The organism is Thermoanaerobacter siderophilus SR4, from assembly GCF_000262445.1.
Lineage (GTDB): Bacteria > Bacillota > Thermoanaerobacteria > Thermoanaerobacterales > Thermoanaerobacteraceae > Thermoanaerobacter > Thermoanaerobacter ethanolicus.
This window is the reverse complement of record NZ_CM001486.1, coordinates 1-23,400: the sequence shown is the minus strand read 5'-3', so window position 1 is coordinate 23,400 and position 23,400 is coordinate 1. Positions and strand designations below refer to the sequence as shown.

Genomic DNA, 23,400 nt, shown 5'->3' with positions numbered 1-23,400 from the left:
CGAAGCAAAAAGTGCTGTAGATAGACCATGGAGAAGAAAATTTCTTGGATTTTTCATTCTATACAAAAGAAAACGAAGTAAGAATAAGAATCCATGAAAAATCCATCAAAAGGTTTAAGGAAAAAGTAAGAGAAATAACCAATCGGAACAAGGGAATAAGCATGGAAAACAGAATAAAAAGACTAAATCAAATAACAACAGGATGGGTCAACTATTTTGGATTAGCAGACGCGAAAAGCATAATGAAAACCCTTGACGAATGGATAAGGCGAAGACTAAGGGCATGTATATGGAAACAATGGAAGAAGATAAAAACGAAGCATGATAACTTAGTAAAACTAGGAGTAGAAGAACAAAAAGCCTGGGAATACGCCAATACAAGGAAAGGCTACTGGAGAATATCCAATAGCCCAATCCTAAATAAGACTCTTACAAATAAATACTTTGAAAGCATAGGTTATAAGAGTTTATCCCAAAGATATCTAATTGTACACAATTCCTAATGAACCGCCGTATACCGAACGGTACGTACGGTGGTGTGAGAGGACGCTGAATAAAATAATTATTCAGCTCCTACTCGATACTTCAAAACTTTTTCCACATTGTTAAAAGCGAATTTAAAAGTTATTCACAAACTTATCCACATTATCCACAGATTTTTATTTCACAACATATTTTTTTCTTTCTAAAAAAATTTCCTGTCCTCTTTAAAGAAAAAAATATTGAAATTTTATTCATATGATATTATAATTATGAAAGCAAAAGGTCAGAAAATCTATTTGTAGCAGTTATTTATAATTGACATTTTTTATGAATTTACAAAATTTTTATAAAGAGGAGAGGAGAAGAAAAATGAATAAAAAAACATTATTTGTTTTCTTAACAGTGACAATTATTTTGGGTTTAATTTTATCCGGTTGTGGCAACAAACCAGCTAATACTTTGGACAAAATTAAGGAAAAAGGCGTTATCGTAATGGGTACAAGTGCAGATTTTCCTCCTTATGAGTTCCATAAAGTAGAAGGAAACAAAGATACAATAGTGGGTTTTGACGTTGATATAGCAAATGCCATTGCGAAAAAATTAGGGGTTAAGCTGGAGATAAAAGATATGGACTTTAAAGGATTGATTCCAGCTCTTCAAGCTGGGCGCATAGATATGGCGATTGCTGGAATGACTCCAACACCGGAGAGGGCTAAAAGTGTTGATTTTTCAGACCTTTATTATGATAGTAAACAAGTGGTAGTAGTGCGTAATGACAGTCCTATTTCCAAATTTGATGACTTAAAAGGCAAAACTGTTGCAGTGCAAATAGGCACCACCTCTGAAGAAGCTGCTAAAAAGATACCGGATGTAAAATTGAAGCAGCTAAATCGTGTTGGAGACGCTTTTATGGATTTAAAGAATGGCAGATGTGATGCGATAGTATTGGAAAATACTGTAGCAAATGCATATCTCAAAGAATACAAGGACATGAAGATACTTAACATGAAAGAAATCAACACGGTAGAAAATGGTTCTGCTGTTGCAGTAGCTAAAGGAAATAAGGAATTAGTGAATATAATAAACGATGTGATAAAAGAGTTAAAAGCAAGTGGCGAATATGACAAACTTATAGATAAATGGTTTAAGCAATGATGAAATTTGGTGGAGAATTTTAAAAACAATTCTCCACTAAAATTTTGCTGAAAGGAAGATTTTTATGAGTGTAAATTTTTTGAGCATGCTAAAATACAGTCATTTATTTGTAAGCGGCCTTCTCATGACTTTAAAACTCACCTTTTTAGCAGTGACTATAGGAGTTATATTAGGCCTGATTGTTGCTCTTATTAAAATGTCTTCTATAAAACCTATAAGCTTTATAGGAGCCAGTTATGTTGAAATTATAAGAGGTACTCCTCTTTTGGTACAACTTTTATTGATATATAACGGTCTTATGCAATTTGGAATAGATATACCAGCTTTTACAGCAGGAGTTTCTGCTCTTGCCATAAATAGCGCTGCTTATGTTGCAGAGATTATAAGGGCAGGCATACAAGCTGTAGACCCTGGGCAAAACGAAGCAGCTCGTTCCCTTGGCATGACTCATGCTATGGCGATGAGGTATGTGATAATTCCCCAGGCAATAAAAAATATTTTACCTGCTTTGGGAAATGAATTTATCGTGATGCTCAAAGAATCAGCTATTGTATCAGTAATAGGCTTTGCTGACCTTACAAGGCAAGCAGATATTATACAAAGCATTACTTATAAATATTTCGAACCTTACATCATAATTGCAGCCATATATTTTGTAATGACATTTATCTTTTCAAGACTCCTTGGAATCTTTGAAAGGAGGTTGAGGGCTGGTGATATTCGTTAAAGATGTGCATAAAACTTTTGGCAATTTAGAAGTGTTAAAAGGCGTAAGTTTAAATGTAAATAAAGGAGAAGTTGTTGTAATAATAGGACCAAGCGGTTCAGGGAAAAGTACCCTTTTAAGGTGTATAAACCTTTTGGAAGTGCCTACTAAAGGAGAAATCTACATTGAAGGAGTCAAAATAAACGACAAAAAAGTAAACATCAATAAGATAAGGCAAAAAGTAGGGATGGTTTTTCAGCATTTTAATTTGTTTCCACACTTAACGGCTTTAGAGAATGTAACTTTAGCTCCTATTAAAGTGAAAAAGATGGACAAAAAAGCCGCTGAGAATATAGCTTTGGGATTACTGGAAAAAGTGGGGCTTGTTGAAAAAAAAGACGAGTATCCTATTAAGCTATCAGGCGGTCAAAAGCAACGACTTGCAATTGCAAGGGCATTAGCTATGCAGCCAGATGTCATGCTTTTTGACGAGCCCACATCAGCCCTTGACCCTGAAATGGTAAAAGAGGTTTTAAATGTAATGAAAGGATTGGCTAATGAAGGGATGACTATGGTAGTTGTCACTCATGAGATGGGGTTTGCGAGGGAAGTAGGAGATAGAGTCATTTTTATGGACGATGGAATGATAATTGAAGAAGGGACGCCAGAAGATATTTTCTACAATACAAAAAATGAAAGGACAAAAGAATTTATAAGTAAGATTTTGTAAAGGCACTCCGAAAAGGAGTGTGAGCTTGTACACAAAGTATAATTTTGATTGGCATTTTGCAAGTTTGCTCCAGCGACAAAGCAGGCTAAACTAACGCTCGCTCTCAGACTCTGGCGGGGTTCCGGCCACATTCGACATCCTTGTCTCAGGTGGCCGCTTCCGCCATCCGTGGCTCCAGCCCCGCCTCCGTCTTTCGAGCTTGCTAAGTTTAGCTACTGCTTTGTCGCGAGTCGCATTACTTCACAAAATGCCAATCTTGCAAAATAGTTTGTCAACAGTCTGGCACTCCGAAAAGGAGTGTTTTTTGTTTCCACATATTGCAGGAATATTGTTTTTTATGTAGAATTATATTAAATAGAAGGATAATGAGAGGGGTTTGATACTATGAATATCACAGTAAGCGGTAAAAATGGCATGACAGTTACGGATGGACTAAGGGATGCGGTTATAAAAAATGTGAGCAAGTTAAGCAAATACTTTCCAGAAGATACTGAAGTGAGGACTGTTTTAAGTGTACAGAAAAACAATCACATTGCGGAAATTACAATACCTTTTAAGGGTATTATATTTAGAGCTGAAGAAGTCAGCGATGACATGTATGTGTCAATTGATAGGGTTGTAGACAAAATAGAAAAACAAATACTTAAACACAAGGCAAAGCTTAAAAATAGATTTGGTGCTAATGAGTCAATAAGGTTTGAAATTCCACCTGTTTATGAAGAAGCTAAGGGAGAAGAGGAAGAGGGTTCCTTTGAAATAGTTAAAACAAAGAAGTTCCCTATAAAGCCTATGTCACCTGAGGAAGCAATTCTTCAGATGAACCTTTTGGGACATAGCTTCTTTGTATTTACAAATGCCGACACTGACACTATAAATGTCGTATACAAAAGAAAAGATGGGAAATATGGCTTAATAGAGCCAATAGAATAAAACTACATAAGAAGCTAAAAAATTGGGGATAGGCTCTATCCCCAATTTTTTTGTCTAAAAAGAAGGAATTTTAAATTTTGTATAGAATATATTTTTAATGTGGACAAATTTTAATAGGGTGTGAAGATAATGGGTGAAATAACAAAAGATACAGTAAATTCGATGGAAGGGTATATAAATAAAATTCAAGGAGTACTATCCAGTAGGGTAGTTGTAGAGAATGGTGAAATAACAGAAATTCACGTGTTGGCTGACAGTACAAGGAATGCAAAGCAGATTGCAAGAGATGTGCAATCTGTCATAATGGCGCAGTTTGGAATTGATATAAATCACAAGATCGTCAGTGTAGCGCAAATTGATACTGGAGAAAATCTCCAAGGAGAACAGAGGCTTGTTTTTTCAAGCTATTCATTTATAAATAATGGACTTACCAGTGAAGCAAGAGTTATCCTCACAAGAGGCGATGAGGTTTTTGAGGGATATGCTGAAGGACCTAATACTGCAAGTAATAAATATAAAATAATTGCCAATGCTACTTTAGACTCTATTTCTAAATTGATTCCCAAAAACCATTTATTTTTATTGGAAGATGTCGATATATTTAATATAGCAAAAAACAGGATAATAGTTGTAGGGGTTACTCATGTGACAAATAACCAGGAGGAACTCCTTACCGGGTCTTGTCTTATAAAAAAAGATGAAGGGGAAGCTGTGGTAAAAGCCACATTAGACGCCGTCAACAGGCGTGTCATGTCGATTACATCCCTTTAGTTTTTTAACACCCAAACCGCTTAAAAGTTGCTTAGCGTAGCGTTACCTGAAGCCTAAGGGCAGAAGAGTTATCACAGCAAAGGAGGGTTTCAGGATGAACAAAACGACACTTATAAAAATATTGTTAGTTTTAATGGCACTTGCATTAGCTGGAGGTGCAAATTTAGCGTGGGGTTAGGCGGTTTGAGGTGTTTTTTAGATTGAAAATAGGAGGTTTATTATGCTTAACAAAAGAGTAAAAATATATATTTCTATAATAATAGCATTAGGACTATTTTTCATTGAATATTCTATGTTAAATGTTCCTACAAATAGAATTGTAGATATAATTTTATTTGGATTTTTTGCAGCTTTGGCTGAATCAATGCCAATATATATATCAAAAGAAATTACTGTATCTGTTGCATTTGCAATTGATTTAATGGCTGTACTTATTTTTGGCCCATATGAAGGTGCTTTGATTGCTGCTATAGGTATTGGTTTTCAAATTGGAAAATATATGGATGGTAGAGTAAGACATATATTTAATTTCCCTTATTATAAAACATTATTTAATATATCACAAATAGCTTTAAGTGTAGGTATTGGCGGATTAATATATAAATATACTGGAGGTATTCCTGGAAATTATATATATCCTAAACACCTTTTATCTGCAATATTAGCAGCAATTGTATATTATTTCTTAAATACTTCTATTGTAGCAATATTATTATCTTTTTTAACAAATAAATCACTTACATATGTTTTAACAAAAGAAATTAAATGGATGATTCCAAACTTTCTCTTTCTTGCCTTTTTAGGTATAGTCATGTCAGAAGCTTTTATAAGGATAGGTTATGTTAGTCTTATTTTACTTTTCATACCCCTTTTTATGATACGATACATGTTTAAGCTTTACATGGACTCAAAGCAGTCTTATTACGACACAATAAATGTGCTTGTAAAAGCTCTTGATGCAAAGGATAAATATACAGCGGGTCATTCAAAAAACGTTGAAAAAATTGCGGCTTTACTTTGTAGAGAATTTGGTTTTAGTGAGTCTCACACTGAAATGGTGAGGATTGCATCACTTTTACATGACATAGGCAAAATAGGTGTAAAGGAGGAAGTTTTAAATAAGCCAGGGAAGTTAACTGATGAAGAATTAAGCATAATAAAAGAACATCCCCAAAAAGGCTATGAAATTTTAAGAGATGTTCCGGCTTTAAAGGAGGCCTCTCTATGGGTGAAATACCATCACGAGTGGTACGATGGAAGTGGATATCCCGATGGCATAAAAGGTGACGAAATACCATTGGAAGCGCAGATACTTTCCCTCGCAGACGTTTTCGATGCTTTAGTTTCAGACAGGCCCTACCGAAAGGCTTTTTCACAAGAGGAAGCTTATAAAATAATTTTAGAACATGAAAGGACGCAGTTTAGCCCTAAAATAATAAACGCCTTTAAAAAAGCTTTTGAAAAGAATAGGGAGGAGTTTAAGCATGATATTTGATTCACTTGGTGCTTCTCTAATTTACGGAACTTTAAGAAGAGGAAAAATCAGCGGAATTGCTGATATTGACATAAAAAAACCCAGCCTTTTTATAGCTGCTTTTGTTTTGGAGTTTGGTATGTTAAACCTTGCTAATAAGTTTCACGTCATTATGGAATACCGGTCTTATATCCACTTCTTTGTTTATCTTTTGCTTTTCATAGGATTGTGGTACAATAGAGATAACAAGTATTTTAGAATAATAAGCATTGGAGTGCTTTTAAATTTTATCGTTATATTTGTCAACGGAGGAAGGATGCCTGTCTCTGTTGATGCTTTAAAGGCAGCGGGACTTAATAATCTCATCCCTGACCTTCAGGCAAATAAAATTGCTACCCATCAAGTTTTGACAAATTATACACGGTTAAAATTTTTAGCAGATGTTCTAGTATTGCCCAAACCTTATCCATTGCCAAAAACCTTTAGCATAGGAGATTTTATAATGGCGACAGGCACGTTTTTACTTGTTACAAATGCTATGCTTAAAAAGGTGAAGAATCATGACGGCACAAGAGCGAAGGAACAAAATAGTTGAAATTTTAAAGAATGCTAAAGAGCCTATATCCGGCTCTGACCTTGCTAAAAGGTTTGGAGTGACAAGGCAAATTATTGTGCAAGATATAGCTATTTTAAGGGCTAAAGGGATTAAAATATTGTCTACCCCTCAAGGTTATATAATAGACATTGTAAAAGAAAACACTGTAAAAAGGGTTTTTGCTGTCAAACACGGATACGACAGAACAGAGGAGGAGTTAAATTTAATAGTTGACAATGGCGGAAAAGTGCTAGATGTAATTGTAGAGCATCCCTTCTATGGGGAGATAAAAGGGCTTTTAATGCTTTCTTCAAGGTATGATGTAAGTAAATTCATGGAGTTTGTAAAAGAAGGAAAAGCGACCCTTTTGTCTTCTCTGACGGATGGAGTGCATCTTCACACTGTTGAAGGGGAAAATAAAGAGGTACTAGATAGAATACAAAAGGTCTTAAAGGAAAAAGGCTTTTTAATAGAATAAGGACTTAACCACTTTAAAAATTTTTAAAAAGTGGTTATTTTATTATTGACAGGTGTATATACATCTGTGTATACTATAATTGTGAAAAGTAAAAAATGGGGGTTTTAACGTGAAGACAAGAGAAATTACTATTGGAGGGCTTTTAGCAGCACTATCCCTTATTATACCTTTGGCTTTTGGAGGAGTTTTAGGGATAGTTATTCCGCCTTTCTCAGCCACACTGGCATCCCATGTACCTGTAATGCTGGCAATGCTTATAAGTCCTGCAACAGCGGTATTTGTGGGTGTTGTATCTGCGATAGGATTTTTAATAAAATTGGGACCTATAATAGCAGCAAGAGCAGCGGTTCACGCAGTGTTTGGCTATGTTGGAGCTAAAATGATACAAAGAGGATATTCTTTTCCCGTGGCGTTAGCTGTTACACTTCCAATACATGCTGTTTTAGAAGCAATTGTGGTGATGCCTTTTGGATTTGATTTTTACAAGGCTTTTGTGGTTGTAGGAGTAGGGACAATGATTCACCACACAATAGATTCTGCAATTGCATTGGCACTATTTTACGTATTAAATCCTATTTTGAAGTTTAAAGCTGTGGACATAAAAAATTAACCTTTTAAAAAGGAAACGTCTCATTTTGAGATGTTCTCAGTCTGTAGACAAACTCTTTATGATGTATTGGCATTTTGCATAAGTGAAGCGACTTGACAGAGCAGCAACTAAACTTAGCGAGACCGACAGACGAAGGCGGGGCCGAAGCCACGGATGGCGGAGGCGGGCACCTGAGACAGGGATGTCGAATGTGCCCGGAACCCCGCCTGAGTCAGAGGTCGAGCTTTAGTTTAGTCTGTGATGTCACCTGGAGCGAACGATGTAAAATGCCAATAAAAATGGAACTTTGTCTAAGACAGAGAATGCATCATTTTGAGACGTTCTTTTTTGTGAAAATTGTATGAAGAGAGTGTAAAATATTCTTGAAAAAAACTGCTTTTTATTGCCATAAAGACTGCATAGTGATATAATATATAGTTGATTAATAACCTTAGAAGGTGATAAAAATGTTGGGCTTAGTTGAAAAAATATTTGGCAGCTACAGTGAAAGAGAAGTTAAGAGATTGGAACCAATTGCCGATAAGGTTTTGTCATATGAAGATCAAATGGCAAGACTTACGGATGCAGAGCTTAGGGCGAAAACAGATGAATTTAAAAATAGATTGAAAAATGGTGAAACTCTTGATGATATACTTCCCGAGGCTTTTGCGGTGGTAAGAGAGGCCGCTTGGAGAACTCTTAAAATGAAACATTTTAGAGTGCAGGTGATAGGCGGCATTGTCCTTCACCAAGGACGCATTGCTGAAATGAAAACTGGTGAAGGTAAAACCCTTGTCGCGACATTACCTGCATATCTTAATGCTTTAGAGGGCAAAGGAGTTCACATTGTAACTGTCAATGATTACTTGGCAAAAAGAGACCGCGATTGGATGGGCAAGATATACGAGTTTTTGGGGCTGAGCGTTGGAGTAATACTTCACGATATGGGCCCTGAAGAAAGAAAAAAAGCCTATGCTGCTGATATAACCTATGGAACCAACAACGAATTCGGTTTTGATTATTTAAGAGACAACATGGTTATATACAAAGAAGACATGGTGCAAAGAGAACTTAATTATGCTATAGTAGACGAGGTAGATAGCATACTGATAGACGAGGCAAGGACTCCTCTTATCATATCTGGCATAGGCGAAAAATCCACAGACATGTATAAGTTAGCCGACAGATTTGTGAGGACTTTGAGAAAAGATGAAGATTATGTAGTTGATGAAAAAGCAAAGGCTGTAAGTTTGACTGAAAAAGGGATAGTTAAGGCAGAAAAATTTTTTGGAATTAAAAACCTTGCTGATATTGAAAATATGGAAATTTCTCACCACATTAACCAAGCCTTAAAGGCCCATGCTATAATGAAAAGAGATATAGACTATGTGGTAAAAGATGGTCAAGTCATCATAGTGGACGAATTTACAGGAAGGCTTATGTTTGGGAGAAGGTACAGTGAAGGCCTCCATCAGGCTATTGAGGCAAAGGAAGGGGTTAAGGTAGAAAGAGAAAGCAAAACTTTAGCCACCATAACATTCCAGAATTACTTTAGAATGTATAAAAAATTAGCTGGTATGACAGGTACAGCTCAAACAGAAGAGCAAGAATTTAGGGCTATTTATGGATTAGATGTTGTAGTAATACCGACTAATAAGCCGATGATAAGAATAGACCATCCTGATGTGATATACAAAACAGAAGAAGCCAAGTTTAAAGCTGTTGTTGAGGACATTGTAGAACATCATAAAAAAGGTCAGCCTGTTCTAGTTGGTACAATTTCTATTGAAAAATCTGAAAAATTAAGCGCCATGTTAAAGAAAAGAGGGATACCTCATCAAGTATTAAATGCAAAGTACCATGAAAAAGAAGCAGAGATAATAGCACAGGCAGGAAGAAAAGGAGCAGTTACAATTGCTACAAACATGGCAGGCCGTGGTACTGATATCCTTTTAGGAGGTAATCCTGAATTTATAGCTAAGAAAAAGATGCTTGAGGAGGGCTACTCAAAAGAAATTATTAACGAAGCTGCAGGATATGGCCCTGTTTCAGGCGAGGAAGTTAAAAAAGCCCGCGAGAGATATTTTGAGCTTCTTGAAGAGGCGAAAAAAGAGACTGAAAAAGAACACGATGAGGTTGTAAAGCTGGGTGGGCTTTACATTATAGGTACTGAAAGGCACGAAGCTAGGAGAATAGACAATCAGTTGAGAGGACGTGCAGGCCGTCAAGGTGACCCAGGAGAATCAAGATTTTATATATCTTTAGAAGACGACCTGATGAGACTTTTTGGCTCAGAAAGAGTAAAGAACATGATGGACAGTCTGGGAATTGATGATGACCAGCCCATAGAGCATAAGATTTTGACAAAACAAATAGAGCAGGCCCAGAAAAAGGTAGAGGGTATAAACTTTGACACTAGAAAACACGTTTTGCAGTATGACGATGTAATGAACAAACAAAGAGAGATAATATATGCCCAAAGGAGAAAGGTACTTGAAGGTGAAAACTTAAAAGAGTCTATTCTTGAGATGGTAAAAAGTATAATAGAGAGAAATGTTGAGATATATACTGCAGGAAGTAAGTATCCTGAGGAATGGGATATAAAAGGGCTTTTAGACCATCTTTACGACATGTTCCTTGAAAAAGACAGCGTGGCTATTGATGTTGATATAGATAGGCTTGACAAAGAGGTTTTGACTGACATAATATATGAAGAGGCAGTAAGACAGTATGAGAAAAAAGAGGCAGAAATTGGTCCAGAACAAATGAGGGAAATCGAAAGAATAGTTCTTTTAAGAGTTGTAGATACTAAGTGGATGGACCACATAGACGAAATGGACCAATTGCGTCAAGGCATAGGCTTAAGAGCTTATGGACAAGTGGACCCTCTTATTGAGTACAAAAAAATAGCTTTTGATATGTTTGAAGACTTGATACAAAGCATACAAGAGGATACTGTTAAATTCTTGTATCACATTCAAATTAATAAAGACAATATGATTCAAAGAGAACAGGTGGCGAAACCTATTTCCACTAATGTAGACGCAGAAGAGAAAAAACAGCCAGTTGTTAAAGGCAAAAAAGTTGGCAGAAATGACCCATGTCCTTGTGGCAGTGGTAAAAAATATAAAAAAATGTTGTGGTGCCAATATAAAATACTAAAAAGGAGAGATGCGGTTTGTTGCAAGACTACAAAGCAGAAGTTTCAAACATGATTGAAGAAATAAAAGAAATGGGGGTTTCTCTTTGACATAGAAAGTGTCAAAAGAGAAATAGAAGAAATAGACAAAAAGATGTCTGATCCTGCTTTTTGGAGCGATATAAAAAAGTCACAGGAATTAGCTAAAAAACAAAAAGCCTTAAAAGAACTTTTAGAAGAGTACAATTCTCTTGTGTCAAAATGGGAAGACTTAAATACACTTATTGAATTGGGTTTAGAAGAAGGGGATGAGTCGATAACTGATGAAGTAGACAAGGAATACAAAGAGCTCAAGAAAAAGTTAGAGGATTTAAAGATAAAAACCCTATTAAATGGCCCCTATGATAAAAACAATGCCATACTTTCTATTCATGCAGGCTCAGGTGGTACAGAGGCTCAAGACTGGGCGGAGATGTTACTTCGCATGTATACAAGATGGGCTAATGACAAAGGTTTTGAAGTAGAAACCCTTGACTATTTGCAAGGAGAAGAAGCAGGAATAAAAAGTGTCACTCTTATGATAAAAGGGCCTTTTGCCTATGGATATCTTAAATCAGAGGCGGGTGTTCACCGCCTTGTGAGGATATCTCCTTTTGATGCGGCAGGTAGAAGGCATACTTCATTTGCACTTGTGGAAGTACTTCCTGAATTAGAAAATGATATTGAAGTGGAAATAAGGCCTGAGGATTTAAAAATTGACACTTATAGGGCTTCGGGTGCGGGAGGACAGTATGTAAATAAGACGGAGTCTGCTGTAAGGATTACTCACCTTCCAACAGGCATAGTGGTTTCATGTCAAAGTGAAAGGTCTCAGATTCAAAACAGAGAAACTGCCATGAAAATGCTTAAAGCTAAACTTTTGGACCTCATGATGAAAGAGAAGAAAGAAAAAATCGAAGACTTAAAAGGAGAGCACAGAGAGGCGGCATGGGGCAACCAAATAAGGTCGTATGTCTTCCAGCCTTATACCCTTGTTAAAGACCACAGGACAAATTATGAAGTGGGAAATGTTCAGGCAGTGATGGATGGGGAAATAGATGGATTTATAAACGCTTATCTAAAGCAAAAATCACAAGGGATATCTTAAAAAGGTATCCCTTTAAATTTATGTGAGAAAGGGGTAAGTTATGGATAGAGTAAAAGAAACGTTAAAAAAAGAATTTAATCTTAAAGACTTTCAAGTGGAAAATACAATAAAGCTTATTGATGAAGGAAATACAATTCCTTTTATTGCAAGGTACAGGAAAGAAGCAACAGGAAGTTTGTCAGATGAGGTTTTAAGAAATTTTTATGACCGACTTACATATTTGAGAAACCTTGAAGAGAAGAAACAGGATACTATAAGGTTAATTGATGAGCAGGGAAAACTGACAGAGGAGATAAAAGCAAAAATAGAAAATGCTACAACTTTACAAGAGGTGGAGGACATATACAGGCCTTTTAGGCCAAAAAGAAGGACAAGGGCGACCATTGCGAAAGAAAAAGGCTTGGAACCTCTTGCAAAGGTTATTTCTTCAAATGAGGTAACAGATGGGGATGTAGAGGAATACGCAAAGCCTTATCTTAATGAAAATGTTCCAACAGTTGAAGAAGCATACCAAGGGGCAATGGATATAATTGCAGAGGATATATCTGATGACGCTGATATAAGAAAATACATAAGAAGTTTTACGTGGAATAACGGAATTATAGTGACACAGGCGTTAAAACAAGAAAGGTCTCCCTATGAGATGTATTATGACTATAAAGAAGCTGTAAAGACAATACCGCCTCATAGAATACTGGCGATAAATAGGGCAGAAAGGGAAAAATACATATCTGTAAAAATTGAGATAGATAGTGAAAGGATAATAAATAGGCTTATAGAATCAAAAGTAAATAAAGCTTCAATATTTGCAGAGTATTATAAGAAGGCAATTGAAGATTCCTATAAAAGGCTTATTGCTCCTTCAATAGAGAGGGAAATAAGGAATACTCTTACGGAAAAAGCAGAAGAAAAGGCAATAATAGTTTTTAAAGAAAATCTAAAAAGTCTTTTACTCCAGCCGCCAATAAAAGGACACGTTGTTATGGGATTCGACCCAGCGTATAGGACAGGGTGCAAGATTGCCATTGTGGATGAAACGGGAAAACTTTTGGATACTGCAACAATCTACCCTACTCCTCCTCAAAATGATTTTGAAAATTCTAAAAAGGTTTTAAAAGAATTAATAGAAAAATACAATGTCACTTTAATCGCTTTGGGAAATGGAACTGCTTCAAGAGAGAGTGAAATGTTTATAGCAGAGCTTATAAAAGAACTTTCAAGAGAGGTAAAATATGTGATAGTGAATGAAGCAGGTGCATCAGTCTATTCTGCTTCTCCAATAGGTACAGAGGAATTTCCTGATATAAACGTAAGTTTAAGAGGAGCTATCTCACTGGCGCGAAGGCTTCAAGACCCATTGGCAGAGCTTGTAAAAATTGATCCAAAGTCCATCGGGGTAGGGCAGTATCAACACGATGTAGACCAGAAAAAATTGGGGGATGCCTTAAATGGAGTTGTAGAAGATTGTGTAAACAGCGTAGGAGTTGATTTAAACACTGCATCAGTATCTTTATTAAAATACGTTTCAGGAATAAATGCTGCTATTGCCAAGAATATTGTAGAATATAGAAATCAAATAGGGAAATTTACAAATAGGGAGCAGCTTAAAAATGTAAAAAGGTTAGGAGATACTACTTTTACACAATGTGCGGGTTTTTTGAGAATTTTGGACGGTGACAATATCTTTGACTCAACAGCAGTTCACCCAGAGAGGTATGAAACTTTAGAAAAACTTTTGAAAAAATTTGGATATGAGAAAGAAAAACTAGATAGAAAAAGTTAAAAGATTTTGCTAATTCTTTAGAAGAATACGGACTAGAGAGGATTTCAGAGGAATACGATATAGGACTTCCTACTCTTTATGATATAGTTTCAGAGCTTAAAAAACCTGGAAGAGATCCCAGAGAGGATTTGCCTAAGCCAATTTTGAGGTCTGATGTAATGACTATAAATGAGCTAAAACCAGGCATGGAGCTTATGGGAACAGTTAGAAATGTTACTGATTTTGGCTGCTTTGTAGATATAGGGGTTCATACTGATGGGCTTGTCCACATTTCTGAGATGTCTCAAAGCTACATAAAACATCCTCTTGATGTGGTTTCAGTGGGAGACATTGTAAAAGTGAGAGTTTTAAGTGTTGACATTGAGAGAAATAGAATTTCTCTTTCAATGAAATAAAAAATTTTTTAATTAGTACCCCCTAAAAATTTATTTCTTCCTCCGAAATTATATAGTGAAAATAAGGTAAATCAAACAAAGGAGGAAGAGAGTATGAAGAAAATATTAGCTTTTGTGCTTATGGGGTTACTCGTTTTTTCTTCTGCTTTAACAGTCTATGCAAAGCCAGATAAGGCGAAACATGAGCTAAAAATTAAAACAGAAACTAAACTGGAGGCAAAAGGAGAAACTAAAAATAAGGTAGAAGTCCAAACGCAGACAAAATTAGAAGCTAGCGTGAAAGCTAAGGAATTTAAAGGGAAGGTATCTGTCAACAAAAAAGAGATAAAATTTGACATACCTCCAGTGATAAAAGAAGGAAGAACCTTAATCCCTGTGCGGGCTATAATGAATGGTTTTGGGGCAAAAGTGGACTGGGACGAAGAAACCAAGATAGTTACTATTACAAAAGGCGATATAACAATTCAACTTGTTTTAGGTGAAACAAAAGTTTTAGTAAACGGTAAAGAATATACTTTAGACGTTCCGGCAATGGAAATAAGTAATAGAACATTTGTGCCAGTTAGATTTATATCTGAGATTTTAGGGGGAAAAGTAAATTACGATAAAGAAACAGGAGATATAGAAATTGAAGAAGAAGATCAAACGGAGATAGAAAATAATTCTGAAGAAAGTACAGTATCTCAGGATGTGTACGCAAATACAAATGAGACAGTCACAAACAGTGTATACGGCACCGATGAAGAAGTAGAGGGAAATGATTAAAAAATACATAGGCAATTGGATGTTGCAAAACCGGCAGTAAAATGCCGGTTTTTTGTATAGACAGTGCTTTTATTGACATGGCTTTGAATGAATCCTATAATAAAATTACAAACATAGGACCGTAAGAAAACGGGGGGAGAAAAATGCCAAAAGCCAAATGGGTTGGAGGTAATAAAGGTAAAGTCGGATTTACCTTTAGTGTTTTTGGCCCGGGCTCTCAAAATGCTATTAAAAGGTCTATTAAAAAAATTATTATGTATGGCATAGGGACAGGGCTTATGTTAGGAGCAGGGAAAAAGTATGGAAAACGCTTGTTACCTTTTGTACGTGGAAAGGGAAGAAAATATTTGAATTATGCTGGTAGGGATGTTTCGCAACTTTACGATTATTTTGTAAAAAGAAAAAAGAGAAATGGATAAAAAATTGAGGTGTAAATGGATGAAAATGCACAAAACTTATGTAATAAATTTATTTTTAGTAGTCATTTTTGCCATTACCCTAGTGGTTATTATGGCAACTTTTGGAAGGAATTTTGTTTTGTTAATTGACAACCCTTATGAATTTAGGCAGTGGATACACAGCTTTGGTAAGTTTAGTGTTATTGTATTTATAGGAGTTCAAATACTTCAAGTAGTTATATTTGCCATACCGGGAGAAGTAGTGCAAATTGCAGGGGGATACCTTTTTGGGACTTTTTTTAGGCACTTTATATTCTGTCATAGGTATTACTATAGGTTCTCTTATTTGCTTTTTGATAGCGAGAGTTTTAGGTTATAATTTTGTGAGAAGTATTGTTTCAGAGGAAAATTTGAAAAAATTTGATTATATTATAAACAATCCCAAAGGAGAAACTATTCTTTTTTTGTTGTTTTTTATACCTGGAATGCCTAAAGATGCCCTTTCCTACATTGCAGGAATTACACCGGTTAAGTTTTACAATTTTTTCATCATTACTCTTTTTGCGAGACTTCCAGGCATATTTTTTTCAGCCTATATAGGGGCAAATTTGGGAAATAAAAATTACTTTATGGCAGGAATCGTTGCAATTATCGCAGTATTATTGTTTTTAATAGGGGTTTATAAAAAAGATGTCATAATGGAAAAATTAAAAAAACTTTAATAAAGTAAGATTTGACGTGGTTGAACAGAAAAGTTTAGTGAATATGTTTTGTAAAGATAATGATTTCATAAAATTGTTTCTTTGTGCTATAATGTTAATATATAATGAATTCAGGGGGGAATTATATGTACTTATTAAAAGGTGGAAAAATCCTGACAATGGCCGGCAAAATTTATGAAAAAGGAGACGTGCTCATCGACGACGGGAAAATTGTAGATGTTGGAGAGGATTTGATTGCTCCTTTGGATGCAGAAGTGATTGATGTTCAAGGCTTAACTGTTATGCCGGGCTTAATTGATGCTCATTGCCATCTTGGAATGTGGGAAAACGCTATGGGATTTGAAGGAGCAGATGGAAACGAAGCGACAGACCCTATAACTCCGCAACTTAGAGCGATTGATGGAATAAATCCAATGGATAAGTATTTTGAGGAGGCTTATCAAGCAGGGGTTACGACTGTTGCGACAGGTCCTGGCAGTGCTAATGTTATAGGAGGACAGTTTGCAGTTATAAAAACTTATGGTAAAAGAATAGATGATATGATAGTAAAAGAACCAGCAGCGATAAAAGTCGCTTTTGGTGAAAATCCTAAATCCGTTTACCATGAGCAGCATAAAATGCCTTCAACTAGAATGGCGGTTGCGGCTCTTTTAAGGCAAGAGCTTATAAAAGCTCAGGAGTACATGGAAAAGATGGAGCATGCAGAGGAAGACAAAAAGCCTGAAAGGGACTTAGGCCTTGAAGCATTGGTAAAAGTATTAAAGAGAGAAATTCCACTGAAAGCTCATGCTCATAGAGCAGATGATATTTTTACAGCTTTAAGAATTGCAAAAGAATTTAATGTAGATATAACCATTGACCATTGTACTGATGGCCATTTAATTGTTGATGAATTGGTGAAAGAAAATGCTAAAGTTATTGTGGGACCTTCATTGTCTGAAAGGTCAAAGATTGAGCTTGTAAATCTAAGCTTTAAGACAGCAGGTATTCTTTCAAAAGCAGGACTTACAGTTGCGATAATGACAGACCACCCTGTAATACCTCTCAATTACTTGCCTCTATGTGCTGCTTTAGCTGTAAAGGATGGTATGGATGAAATGGAGGCTTTAAAAGCCATCACCATAAACCCTGCGAAAATTTTAGGAGTTGACGACAGGGTGGGAAGCATTGAAAAAGGGAAAGACGCTGATATTGTAGTCTTTGATGGAGATCCATTGGAAGTGAAGACAAGGACAAAATATGTATTTATTAATGGGAAATTAGTACATAAAGCATAAACTGTCATGGGGCTATTTATTTAGAGGAGTCTGAATAAATAGCCTCATAATTTTTTATAACTTTAAAAAATTTTTTATGCAGTCTGAAATTCTATGATTTATTTTTATTCATGCCATGTTTTATTTGGGGAATTTTTAAGGCTTTATCTTGGGATATTTGAATAATTATTTAAAACTTTACAAACAAAAGATTTTTTTAAATTATTTTTATACAAAACGTTTACATTAATTTACTGAGTTAAATTGCAAAAGTTATTTTATTGGTTTATACTATAGGTATATAAAGTTGATGGATAGGTAGTATAGTAAAAGGGACAGAGGGGGTTACAGAGTTGGAGAAAAACACAAATTGCTTGCGAGTCTATTCTGAGATTGGAAAATTAAATTCTGTCCTCCTTCATAGGCCTGGTAAAGAATTAGAAAGGTTGACCCCTGAGTTTTTAAGTGAGCTTCTTTTTGATGATATTCCCTGGCTTAAAAGGATTCAGGAGGAACACGACAAATTTGCGCAAGCTTTAAAAGAAAACGGAGTGACAGTTTATTATTTAGAAGATTTATTGGAAGAGGTTTTACAGGATACTGGAATAAAAGAGTTTTTTATATATGATTTGGTTTCATATATGAATACTTCTTTAGAAGTTAAGAAAACAATTACAAATTTTTTAAAGGAAAGAACCCCCAAGGAAATAGTGGACTACGCTATTGCAGGACTTTTGAAAAAAGAAGTGCATGAGGTGGAGCCTCAATCTTTGGTGGATTATGTCTATAAGGATTCCCCATTTTTTATAAATCCTTTGCCAAACTGCTATTTTATGAGAGACCCTGCTGCGGTCATTGGCAATGGTGTGATGATAAGCAGTATGAAGACAACTGCTCGAAAGAGAGAAGCCATGTTGCTTAAGTATGTTTTTAAGCATTCTAAGACTTTAAAAGTACAGGAGAATCTATTGTGGTATGATTATCGTTCAGAGTATCCTATTGAGGGGGGAGACGTGTTAGTTCTCAGCAAAAAAGTAATAGCTATTGGAATAAGTGAAAGAACCTCCCCACAGGCAATTGAAGAAATTTCTCTTACTCTTTTAGAGAGAGGAGAAGAGTTACAAGAGATAATCGCTTTAGAAATTCCAAAAAAACGAACTTTTATGCATCTTGATACAGTTTTTACTATGGTGGATGTGGACAAATTTTTAATATATCCTGGTATAAAAGAAAAATTGAAGGTTTACAGGATTACAAGAGGAGAAAAGGGAACAATTAGAGTGAAGGTAGAAGAAGACTTTACAAAAGTTTTAGAGACTTCATTGGGCCTTGATAAAGTCAATTTAATTGAAAGTGGAGGAGGTGACGAGATAACAGGAGCAAGGGAACAGTGGAATGACAGCACGAATACCTTGGCCATTGCTCCAGGAGTTGTAATGGCATATAACAGAAATGAGATAACCAACACCACCTTAGTAAATCATGGAATAAAAGTTATTGAAATTGAAGGCTCTGAATTAGTGAGGGGACGCGGTGGCCCAAGGTGTATGTCGATGCCTTTAAAGAGAGAAGATATATAAACCTTTTGACTAATAGGGTAAGATAATATAAAATTAATAAAGTAAAATTACTAAAAGGAGGATGACTATGGCATTTAATTTAAAGGGCAGGAGTTTATTAACTTTAAAAGATTACACCCCTCAAGAAATAAGATATATTTTAGACATTGCTAAACAAGTAAAAGCAGAGAGAAAAGCAGGGGTTGTACATCAAAGATTTTTAGGTAAGACTATTGCTCTCATTTTTGAAAAGAGGTCCACAAGAACGAGATGCGCTTTTGAAACTGCCTTTGGTGAAGAAGGAGGACATCCAGTATTTTTATCAACAGATGACATTCAGTTGGGAGCTAAAGAATCAATAGAGGATACTGCAAGAGTTTTAGGAAGAATGTTTGATGCAATAGAATTTAGAGGGTTTAAACAGGAGACCGTGGAAATTTTGGCAAAATATGCAGGTGTTCCTGTGTACAATGGCTTAACTGACGAATATCATCCAACTCAAGTTTTGGCTGACCTTATGACAATAGAAGAAGAATTTGGGAGTTTAAAAGGAAGAAAGCTTGTATTTGTAGGGGACGGAAGGAATAACATGGCTAATACTTTAGCGGTAGGCTGCGCTAAGATGGGGATGCATTATGTGATTAATTCTCCAAAAGAATTGTGGCCTTCACAAGAGTTCATAGATGAAATCAGGCAAATGGCAGCTGAAAATGGAGGAACTTTTGAACTTACTAGTGTGCCAGGAGAGGGCCTTGAAGGTGCAGATGCTATTTACACCGATGTGTGGGCGTCAATGGGAGAAGAAGCAAAGGCTACAGAGAGGGAAGCTCTTTTGAGACCTTTCCAAGTGAATGAGGAAATGATGAAAAAGACAGGAAGAGAAGATACTATATTTTTGCATTGCTTGCCCGCAGTAAAAGGACAAGAAGTTACTTTTGATGTTATAGAAGGTAAACAATCTAGAGTGTGGGACCAAGCAGAAAATAGAAAACATACAATTAAAGCTGTGATGATTGCTACTCTGCTTTAAAATTGGTTACAGGGGAGGACATTATGAGGGAAAAAGTTGTTATTGCCTTAGGAGGGAACGCTCTGCAGGATGTGAATACGCCTCCTACTGCAGAGGCTCAAATGGAAGTAGTGAAGAGGACAGCGGGGTATTTAGTGGATATAATTGAAAAAGGGTATTCTGTTGTAATTACTCATGGCAATGGTCCTCAGGTGGGGAATATAGTCATACAAAATGAAGTCGCATCAAAAGTTGTCCCTGCAATGCCTTTTGATGTGTGTGGGGCAGAGAGCCAGGGTATGATAGGATATATGATTCAACAGGCATTAGGGGAAGTTTTGAAGGAGAGAAATATCAGAAAAGAAGTAGCAACTATTATAACACAGGTTGTAGTGGATAAAAATGACCCTGCTTTTAAAAAACCTACAAAGCCAATAGGACCTTTTTACACAAAAGAGGAAGCTGAAGTTTTAATAAAAGAAAAAGGTTATGAAATGGTAGAAGACAGTGGAAGAGGATATAGAAGAGTTGTTCCCTCCCCTGACCCAAAAGAAATTGTAGAACTTAATACAATAAAGTTACTTGAAAAAAATGGGGTAATAGTAATAACAGTTGGGGGAGGAGGAATCCCTGTTATTAAGGAAAATGGCAATTTAAAAGGAGTAGCTGCCGTAATAGACAAGGATTTGGCTTCTGAAAAATTGGCAGAAGATATTGATGCAGATGTGCTGTTAATTCTTACAGCTGTTGAAAAGGTAGCAATAAATTACAACAAGCCAAATCAAAAGTTTCTTGACAAAATGACAGTGGAAGAGGCAATAAAATACATGGAAGAAGGCCATTTTGCACCAGGCAGTATGTTTCCAAAAGTTAAAGCAGCAGTGAGGTTTGCAAAGTCAAAAGTAGGAAGGCGAGCTATAATTACTTCTTTAGGCAAAGCATTAGAAGCTTTAGAGGGAAAAGCAGGCACAGTTATAAGCTTATGAAAATAAATTAAAAATTTTTCACAAAAACTATTGACAAAGAGAGATAAAAGTGAGAGAATAAAATTAAAATTGAATAAGATGAAGGTAAATCTTCGGGGCAGGGTGAAATTCCCGACCGGCGGTATAGCCCGCGAGCCGCGCATGCGGTCGATTTGGTGAAATTCCAAAGCCGACAGTGAAAGTCTGGAGGGGAGAAGATTTTCTTTTTGTGCCTATTTTTGCGAAATAAATCACAAAAAAATCCTGAAGATTTATCTTCAGGATTTTTTTAGTAAATAAAATTGGAGGGATGAATTGTGGAAAAAACCAAAACACAAGCCATAGTAAAAGTGGGATTTCTTTCTGCTACAGCTTTTATATTGATGTACTTGGAATTTCAGGTACCTCTATTCCCTGGCTTTTTAAAGCTGGATTTTAGTGACGTACCTGCATTAGTTGCTTCTTTTGCTATGGGACCTTTATATGGTGTAATGGTCGAGCTTATTAAAAACATAATCCATGCTACTATAACTCAATCGGGTGGCATTGGAGAAATTGCAAATTTTTCTGTGGGTTCTATATTTGTATACACAGCAGGCATAATATATCAATTCAATAAGACGCGAAAAAATGCCCTTATATCTATGGCAATTGCTACAGTAGTGATGGCTTTTACTGCTTCACTTTTGAATTATTATGTTTTTCTGCCTTTGTACCAAAAAGTTATGGGATGGCCTATGGATGCTATCATTGGTATGAGTAAGGCTGCAAATAAAAACATAGTGGATGTTAGAACCCTTATAGCTTATGGTATTTTTCCTTTTAATGTGCTAAAAGGAATTATGCTTTCGTTAATCACTTTATTGATATATAAAAAGCTTTCACCAGTTTTGAAACATTGATTTTTTTGAGAATCCTCAGCGCATGCTGGGGATTATTTTTATGTGCGCCCGGCATGGGCGATAACTAGGCGGTGAAAGTCCGCTGTGGGCTTGGTAGTGGGAACCACTAGCCAAGAGCAAGGGTGTCCATCGTGAGGTGGAATCTGAAGGAAGCTTAAGGCAAAATCTCGGTCTGATGAACAAGAACCAGATAAGAGGCTGAATTGGGATGGATGAGTTTGCGTAACAAAACGAAGTCCAACACTACCCGAATCCCATACAGTAAATCTGGCAGATATATGAGATGAAAGTTATCGTTCTTACCCGGGGAGGTCTCAAGGATAAGTCATGGAAGTAAAATCTGAAGTGACAACCCATACAGTGATGTATGGTTGAACCTTGAGAAGTCAGCAGAGGTCATAGTACTTATCTAGACATGAATAGATAAGGAAGGACCGAACGTTAGGAGGTTTTGGAAATCTTATGGACTCGAAAGATATGCAGAGACTGCAGACAACTCAACAAAGAGGCTATCCGTTGAATAGAGAAATGGAATTTCAAAAGACAACGGAAGTGCATAGTATATCATCGGCGTCGGAAGATGGAAGAAACGAGGTACAAAGATATACCGGCAAGATGCTTGAAATGATAGTAGAACGAGGGAACATGGAAGCAGCATACAAGCGCGTTGTTGCAAATAAAGGAAGCCATGGAGTCGATGGGATGGAAGTAGATGAACTTCTACCGTATCTCAAAGAAAACTGGCCAACCATAAAACAACAACTGCTGGAGGGGAAATACAAACCACAACCAGTGCGAAGAGTAGAAATTCCCAAACCAGACTCCCATGCCGCAACAAATGCGGCACCAGCAGAGAATGAAAATGTCCTTTTTTGATGATATAATCAGTATAGCGGCTGGTGAAGGCAGGTCGTTACCATTTTGGTGCCTTGAGCCCGATAACCAGACTGAACCACAACGACCGGGTGCACCACAGACTGTTGCTCCAATATGGAAGCACGCGGGATAGAATAATCGAATAGAGGTTGTTGCACCAGCCCTTCAAATCTAAAAGCCGCTGGAGGATGATACAAATGGAAGTTATATATCCACGCTGTTGTGGCTTAGACATTCATAAAAAAGACTGTAGTAGCTTGCGTAATTACACCAGAAGAAAAAGAAATACGTACATTCTCCACGATGACTGGAGATATACTAGCTATGGTGGACTGGATTAAAAGTAAAAGTTAGTACACATGTAGCGATGGAAAGTACAGGTTCTTACTGGAAGCCCATTTACAATATTCTTGAGATTGAGGGGCTCAATCCAATGGTAGTAAATGCTAATCATATTAAGAATGTACCGGGAAGAAAAACGGATGTAAAGGATGCGGAGTGGATTGCAGGATTATTGCAGCATGGTTTACTGCAGGGCAGTTATATTCCTTCAAGAGAGCAGCGGGAATTGCG

General features: G+C 36.3%; 17 protein-coding genes, 6 pseudogenes and 1 riboswitch. All 23 genes and pseudogenes read left to right on the top strand.

Features of this window, described 5'->3' with window-relative positions; all coding sequences use genetic code 11:
- Window positions 1-503, top strand: a pseudogene (locus tag THESIDRAFT1_RS00135) (group II intron maturase-specific domain-containing protein); the annotation flags it as partial.
- Window positions 504-852: 349 nt separating this feature from the next.
- Complete coding sequence (locus THESIDRAFT1_RS00130; RefSeq protein ID WP_006569110.1) at window positions 853-1,638, top strand: basic amino acid ABC transporter substrate-binding protein; 786 nt, start codon at window positions 853-855, stop codon at window positions 1,636-1,638.
- Window positions 1,639-1,702: 64 nt separating this feature from the next.
- Window positions 1,703-2,365: an amino acid ABC transporter permease gene (locus tag THESIDRAFT1_RS00125; protein ID WP_006569109.1), complete on the top strand. Its 663-nt coding sequence runs from the start codon at window positions 1,703-1,705 to the stop codon at window positions 2,363-2,365.
- Window positions 2,352-3,074 (top strand): amino acid ABC transporter ATP-binding protein, encoded by a 723-nt coding sequence (locus tag THESIDRAFT1_RS00120; RefSeq protein WP_006569108.1) that lies wholly within the window; start codon window positions 2,352-2,354, stop codon window positions 3,072-3,074. The genes THESIDRAFT1_RS00125 and THESIDRAFT1_RS00120 overlap by 14 nt, the downstream gene beginning before the upstream one ends.
- Before the next feature lie 384 nt (window positions 3,075-3,458).
- On the top strand, window positions 3,459-4,004 hold the full coding sequence (gene hpf / locus THESIDRAFT1_RS00115; RefSeq protein ID WP_006569107.1) for a ribosome hibernation-promoting factor, HPF/YfiA family: 546 nt from the start codon (window positions 3,459-3,461) through the stop codon (window positions 4,002-4,004).
- A 129-nt stretch (window positions 4,005-4,133) separates the two neighbouring features.
- Window positions 4,134-4,775: a hypothetical protein gene (locus THESIDRAFT1_RS00110; protein ID WP_006569106.1), complete on the top strand. Its 642-nt coding sequence runs from the start codon at window positions 4,134-4,136 to the stop codon at window positions 4,773-4,775.
- Between the two features lie 220 nt (window positions 4,776-4,995).
- Window positions 4,996-6,270: an HD-GYP domain-containing protein gene (locus THESIDRAFT1_RS00105; RefSeq protein WP_006569105.1), complete on the top strand. Its 1,275-nt coding sequence runs from the start codon at window positions 4,996-4,998 to the stop codon at window positions 6,268-6,270.
- Window positions 6,260-6,844 carry a DUF5317 domain-containing protein gene (locus THESIDRAFT1_RS00100; protein WP_006569104.1) on the top strand — a complete coding sequence of 195 codons (585 nt, stop codon included), beginning with the start codon at window positions 6,260-6,262 and terminating at the stop codon, window positions 6,842-6,844. The genes THESIDRAFT1_RS00105 and THESIDRAFT1_RS00100 overlap by 11 nt, the downstream gene beginning before the upstream one ends.
- Window positions 6,810-7,322 carry a transcription repressor NadR gene (locus THESIDRAFT1_RS00095; protein WP_006569103.1) on the top strand — a complete coding sequence of 171 codons (513 nt, stop codon included), beginning with the start codon at window positions 6,810-6,812 and terminating at the stop codon, window positions 7,320-7,322. The genes THESIDRAFT1_RS00100 and THESIDRAFT1_RS00095 overlap by 35 nt, the downstream gene beginning before the upstream one ends.
- A gap of 109 nt (window positions 7,323-7,431) precedes the next feature.
- Window positions 7,432-7,932 (top strand): hypothetical protein, encoded by a 501-nt coding sequence (locus THESIDRAFT1_RS00090; protein WP_003869305.1) that lies wholly within the window; start codon window positions 7,432-7,434, stop codon window positions 7,930-7,932.
- A gap of 446 nt (window positions 7,933-8,378) precedes the next feature.
- Window positions 8,379-11,073 (top strand): annotated as a pseudogene (secA, locus tag THESIDRAFT1_RS00085) (preprotein translocase subunit SecA).
- A 16-nt stretch (window positions 11,074-11,089) separates the two neighbouring features.
- Window positions 11,090-12,197 (top strand): peptide chain release factor 2 gene (prfB, locus tag THESIDRAFT1_RS00080; protein WP_006569101.1). Its coding sequence is split into 2 segments (ribosomal slippage): window positions 11,090-11,158 and window positions 11,160-12,197, totalling 1,107 coding nucleotides; the frame shifts between segments, so codons are not numbered across the junction.
- A 40-nt stretch (window positions 12,198-12,237) separates the two neighbouring features.
- A pseudogene (locus THESIDRAFT1_RS00075) lies at window positions 12,238-14,375 on the top strand (Tex family protein).
- Between the two features lie 93 nt (window positions 14,376-14,468).
- A complete protein-coding gene (locus THESIDRAFT1_RS00070) occupies window positions 14,469-15,140 on the top strand; it encodes a copper amine oxidase N-terminal domain-containing protein (RefSeq protein WP_006569099.1) in 672 nt (223 codons plus the stop codon).
- A 143-nt stretch (window positions 15,141-15,283) separates the two neighbouring features.
- Entirely contained in the window at window positions 15,284-15,559 is a 276-nt protein-coding gene (locus THESIDRAFT1_RS00065) for a hypothetical protein (RefSeq protein WP_003866855.1), read from the top strand.
- A 19-nt stretch (window positions 15,560-15,578) separates the two neighbouring features.
- Window positions 15,579-16,260, top strand: a pseudogene (locus THESIDRAFT1_RS14675) (TVP38/TMEM64 family protein).
- A 125-nt stretch (window positions 16,261-16,385) separates the two neighbouring features.
- Window positions 16,386-17,537 (top strand): amidohydrolase, encoded by a 1,152-nt coding sequence (locus THESIDRAFT1_RS00055; RefSeq protein WP_003869312.1) that lies wholly within the window; start codon window positions 16,386-16,388, stop codon window positions 17,535-17,537.
- A 332-nt stretch (window positions 17,538-17,869) separates the two neighbouring features.
- Complete coding sequence (arcA, locus tag THESIDRAFT1_RS00050) at window positions 17,870-19,096, top strand: arginine deiminase (protein WP_006569097.1); 1,227 nt, start codon at window positions 17,870-17,872, stop codon at window positions 19,094-19,096.
- Window positions 19,097-19,163: 67 nt separating this feature from the next.
- The gene (argF, locus tag THESIDRAFT1_RS00045) at window positions 19,164-20,105 is read left to right on the top strand and encodes an ornithine carbamoyltransferase (RefSeq protein WP_006569096.1); all 942 of its coding nucleotides are present in this window, start codon (window positions 19,164-19,166) and stop codon (window positions 20,103-20,105) included.
- A gap of 23 nt (window positions 20,106-20,128) precedes the next feature.
- Entirely contained in the window at window positions 20,129-21,070 is a 942-nt protein-coding gene (gene arcC / locus THESIDRAFT1_RS00040; protein WP_006569095.1) for a carbamate kinase, read from the top strand.
- A gap of 84 nt (window positions 21,071-21,154) precedes the next feature.
- A riboswitch (FMN riboswitch) is annotated at window positions 21,155-21,273 on the top strand.
- A gap of 93 nt (window positions 21,274-21,366) precedes the next feature.
- On the top strand, window positions 21,367-21,951 hold the full coding sequence (locus THESIDRAFT1_RS00035) for an ECF transporter S component (protein WP_003869315.1): 585 nt from the start codon (window positions 21,367-21,369) through the stop codon (window positions 21,949-21,951).
- Between the two features lie 462 nt (window positions 21,952-22,413).
- Window positions 22,414-22,773, top strand: a pseudogene (locus tag THESIDRAFT1_RS13430) (group II intron reverse transcriptase/maturase); the annotation flags it as partial.
- Between the two features lie 251 nt (window positions 22,774-23,024).
- A pseudogene (locus tag THESIDRAFT1_RS14850) lies at window positions 23,025-23,398 on the top strand (IS110 family transposase); the annotation flags it as partial.
- Between the last annotated feature and the right edge of the window lie 2 nt (window positions 23,399-23,400).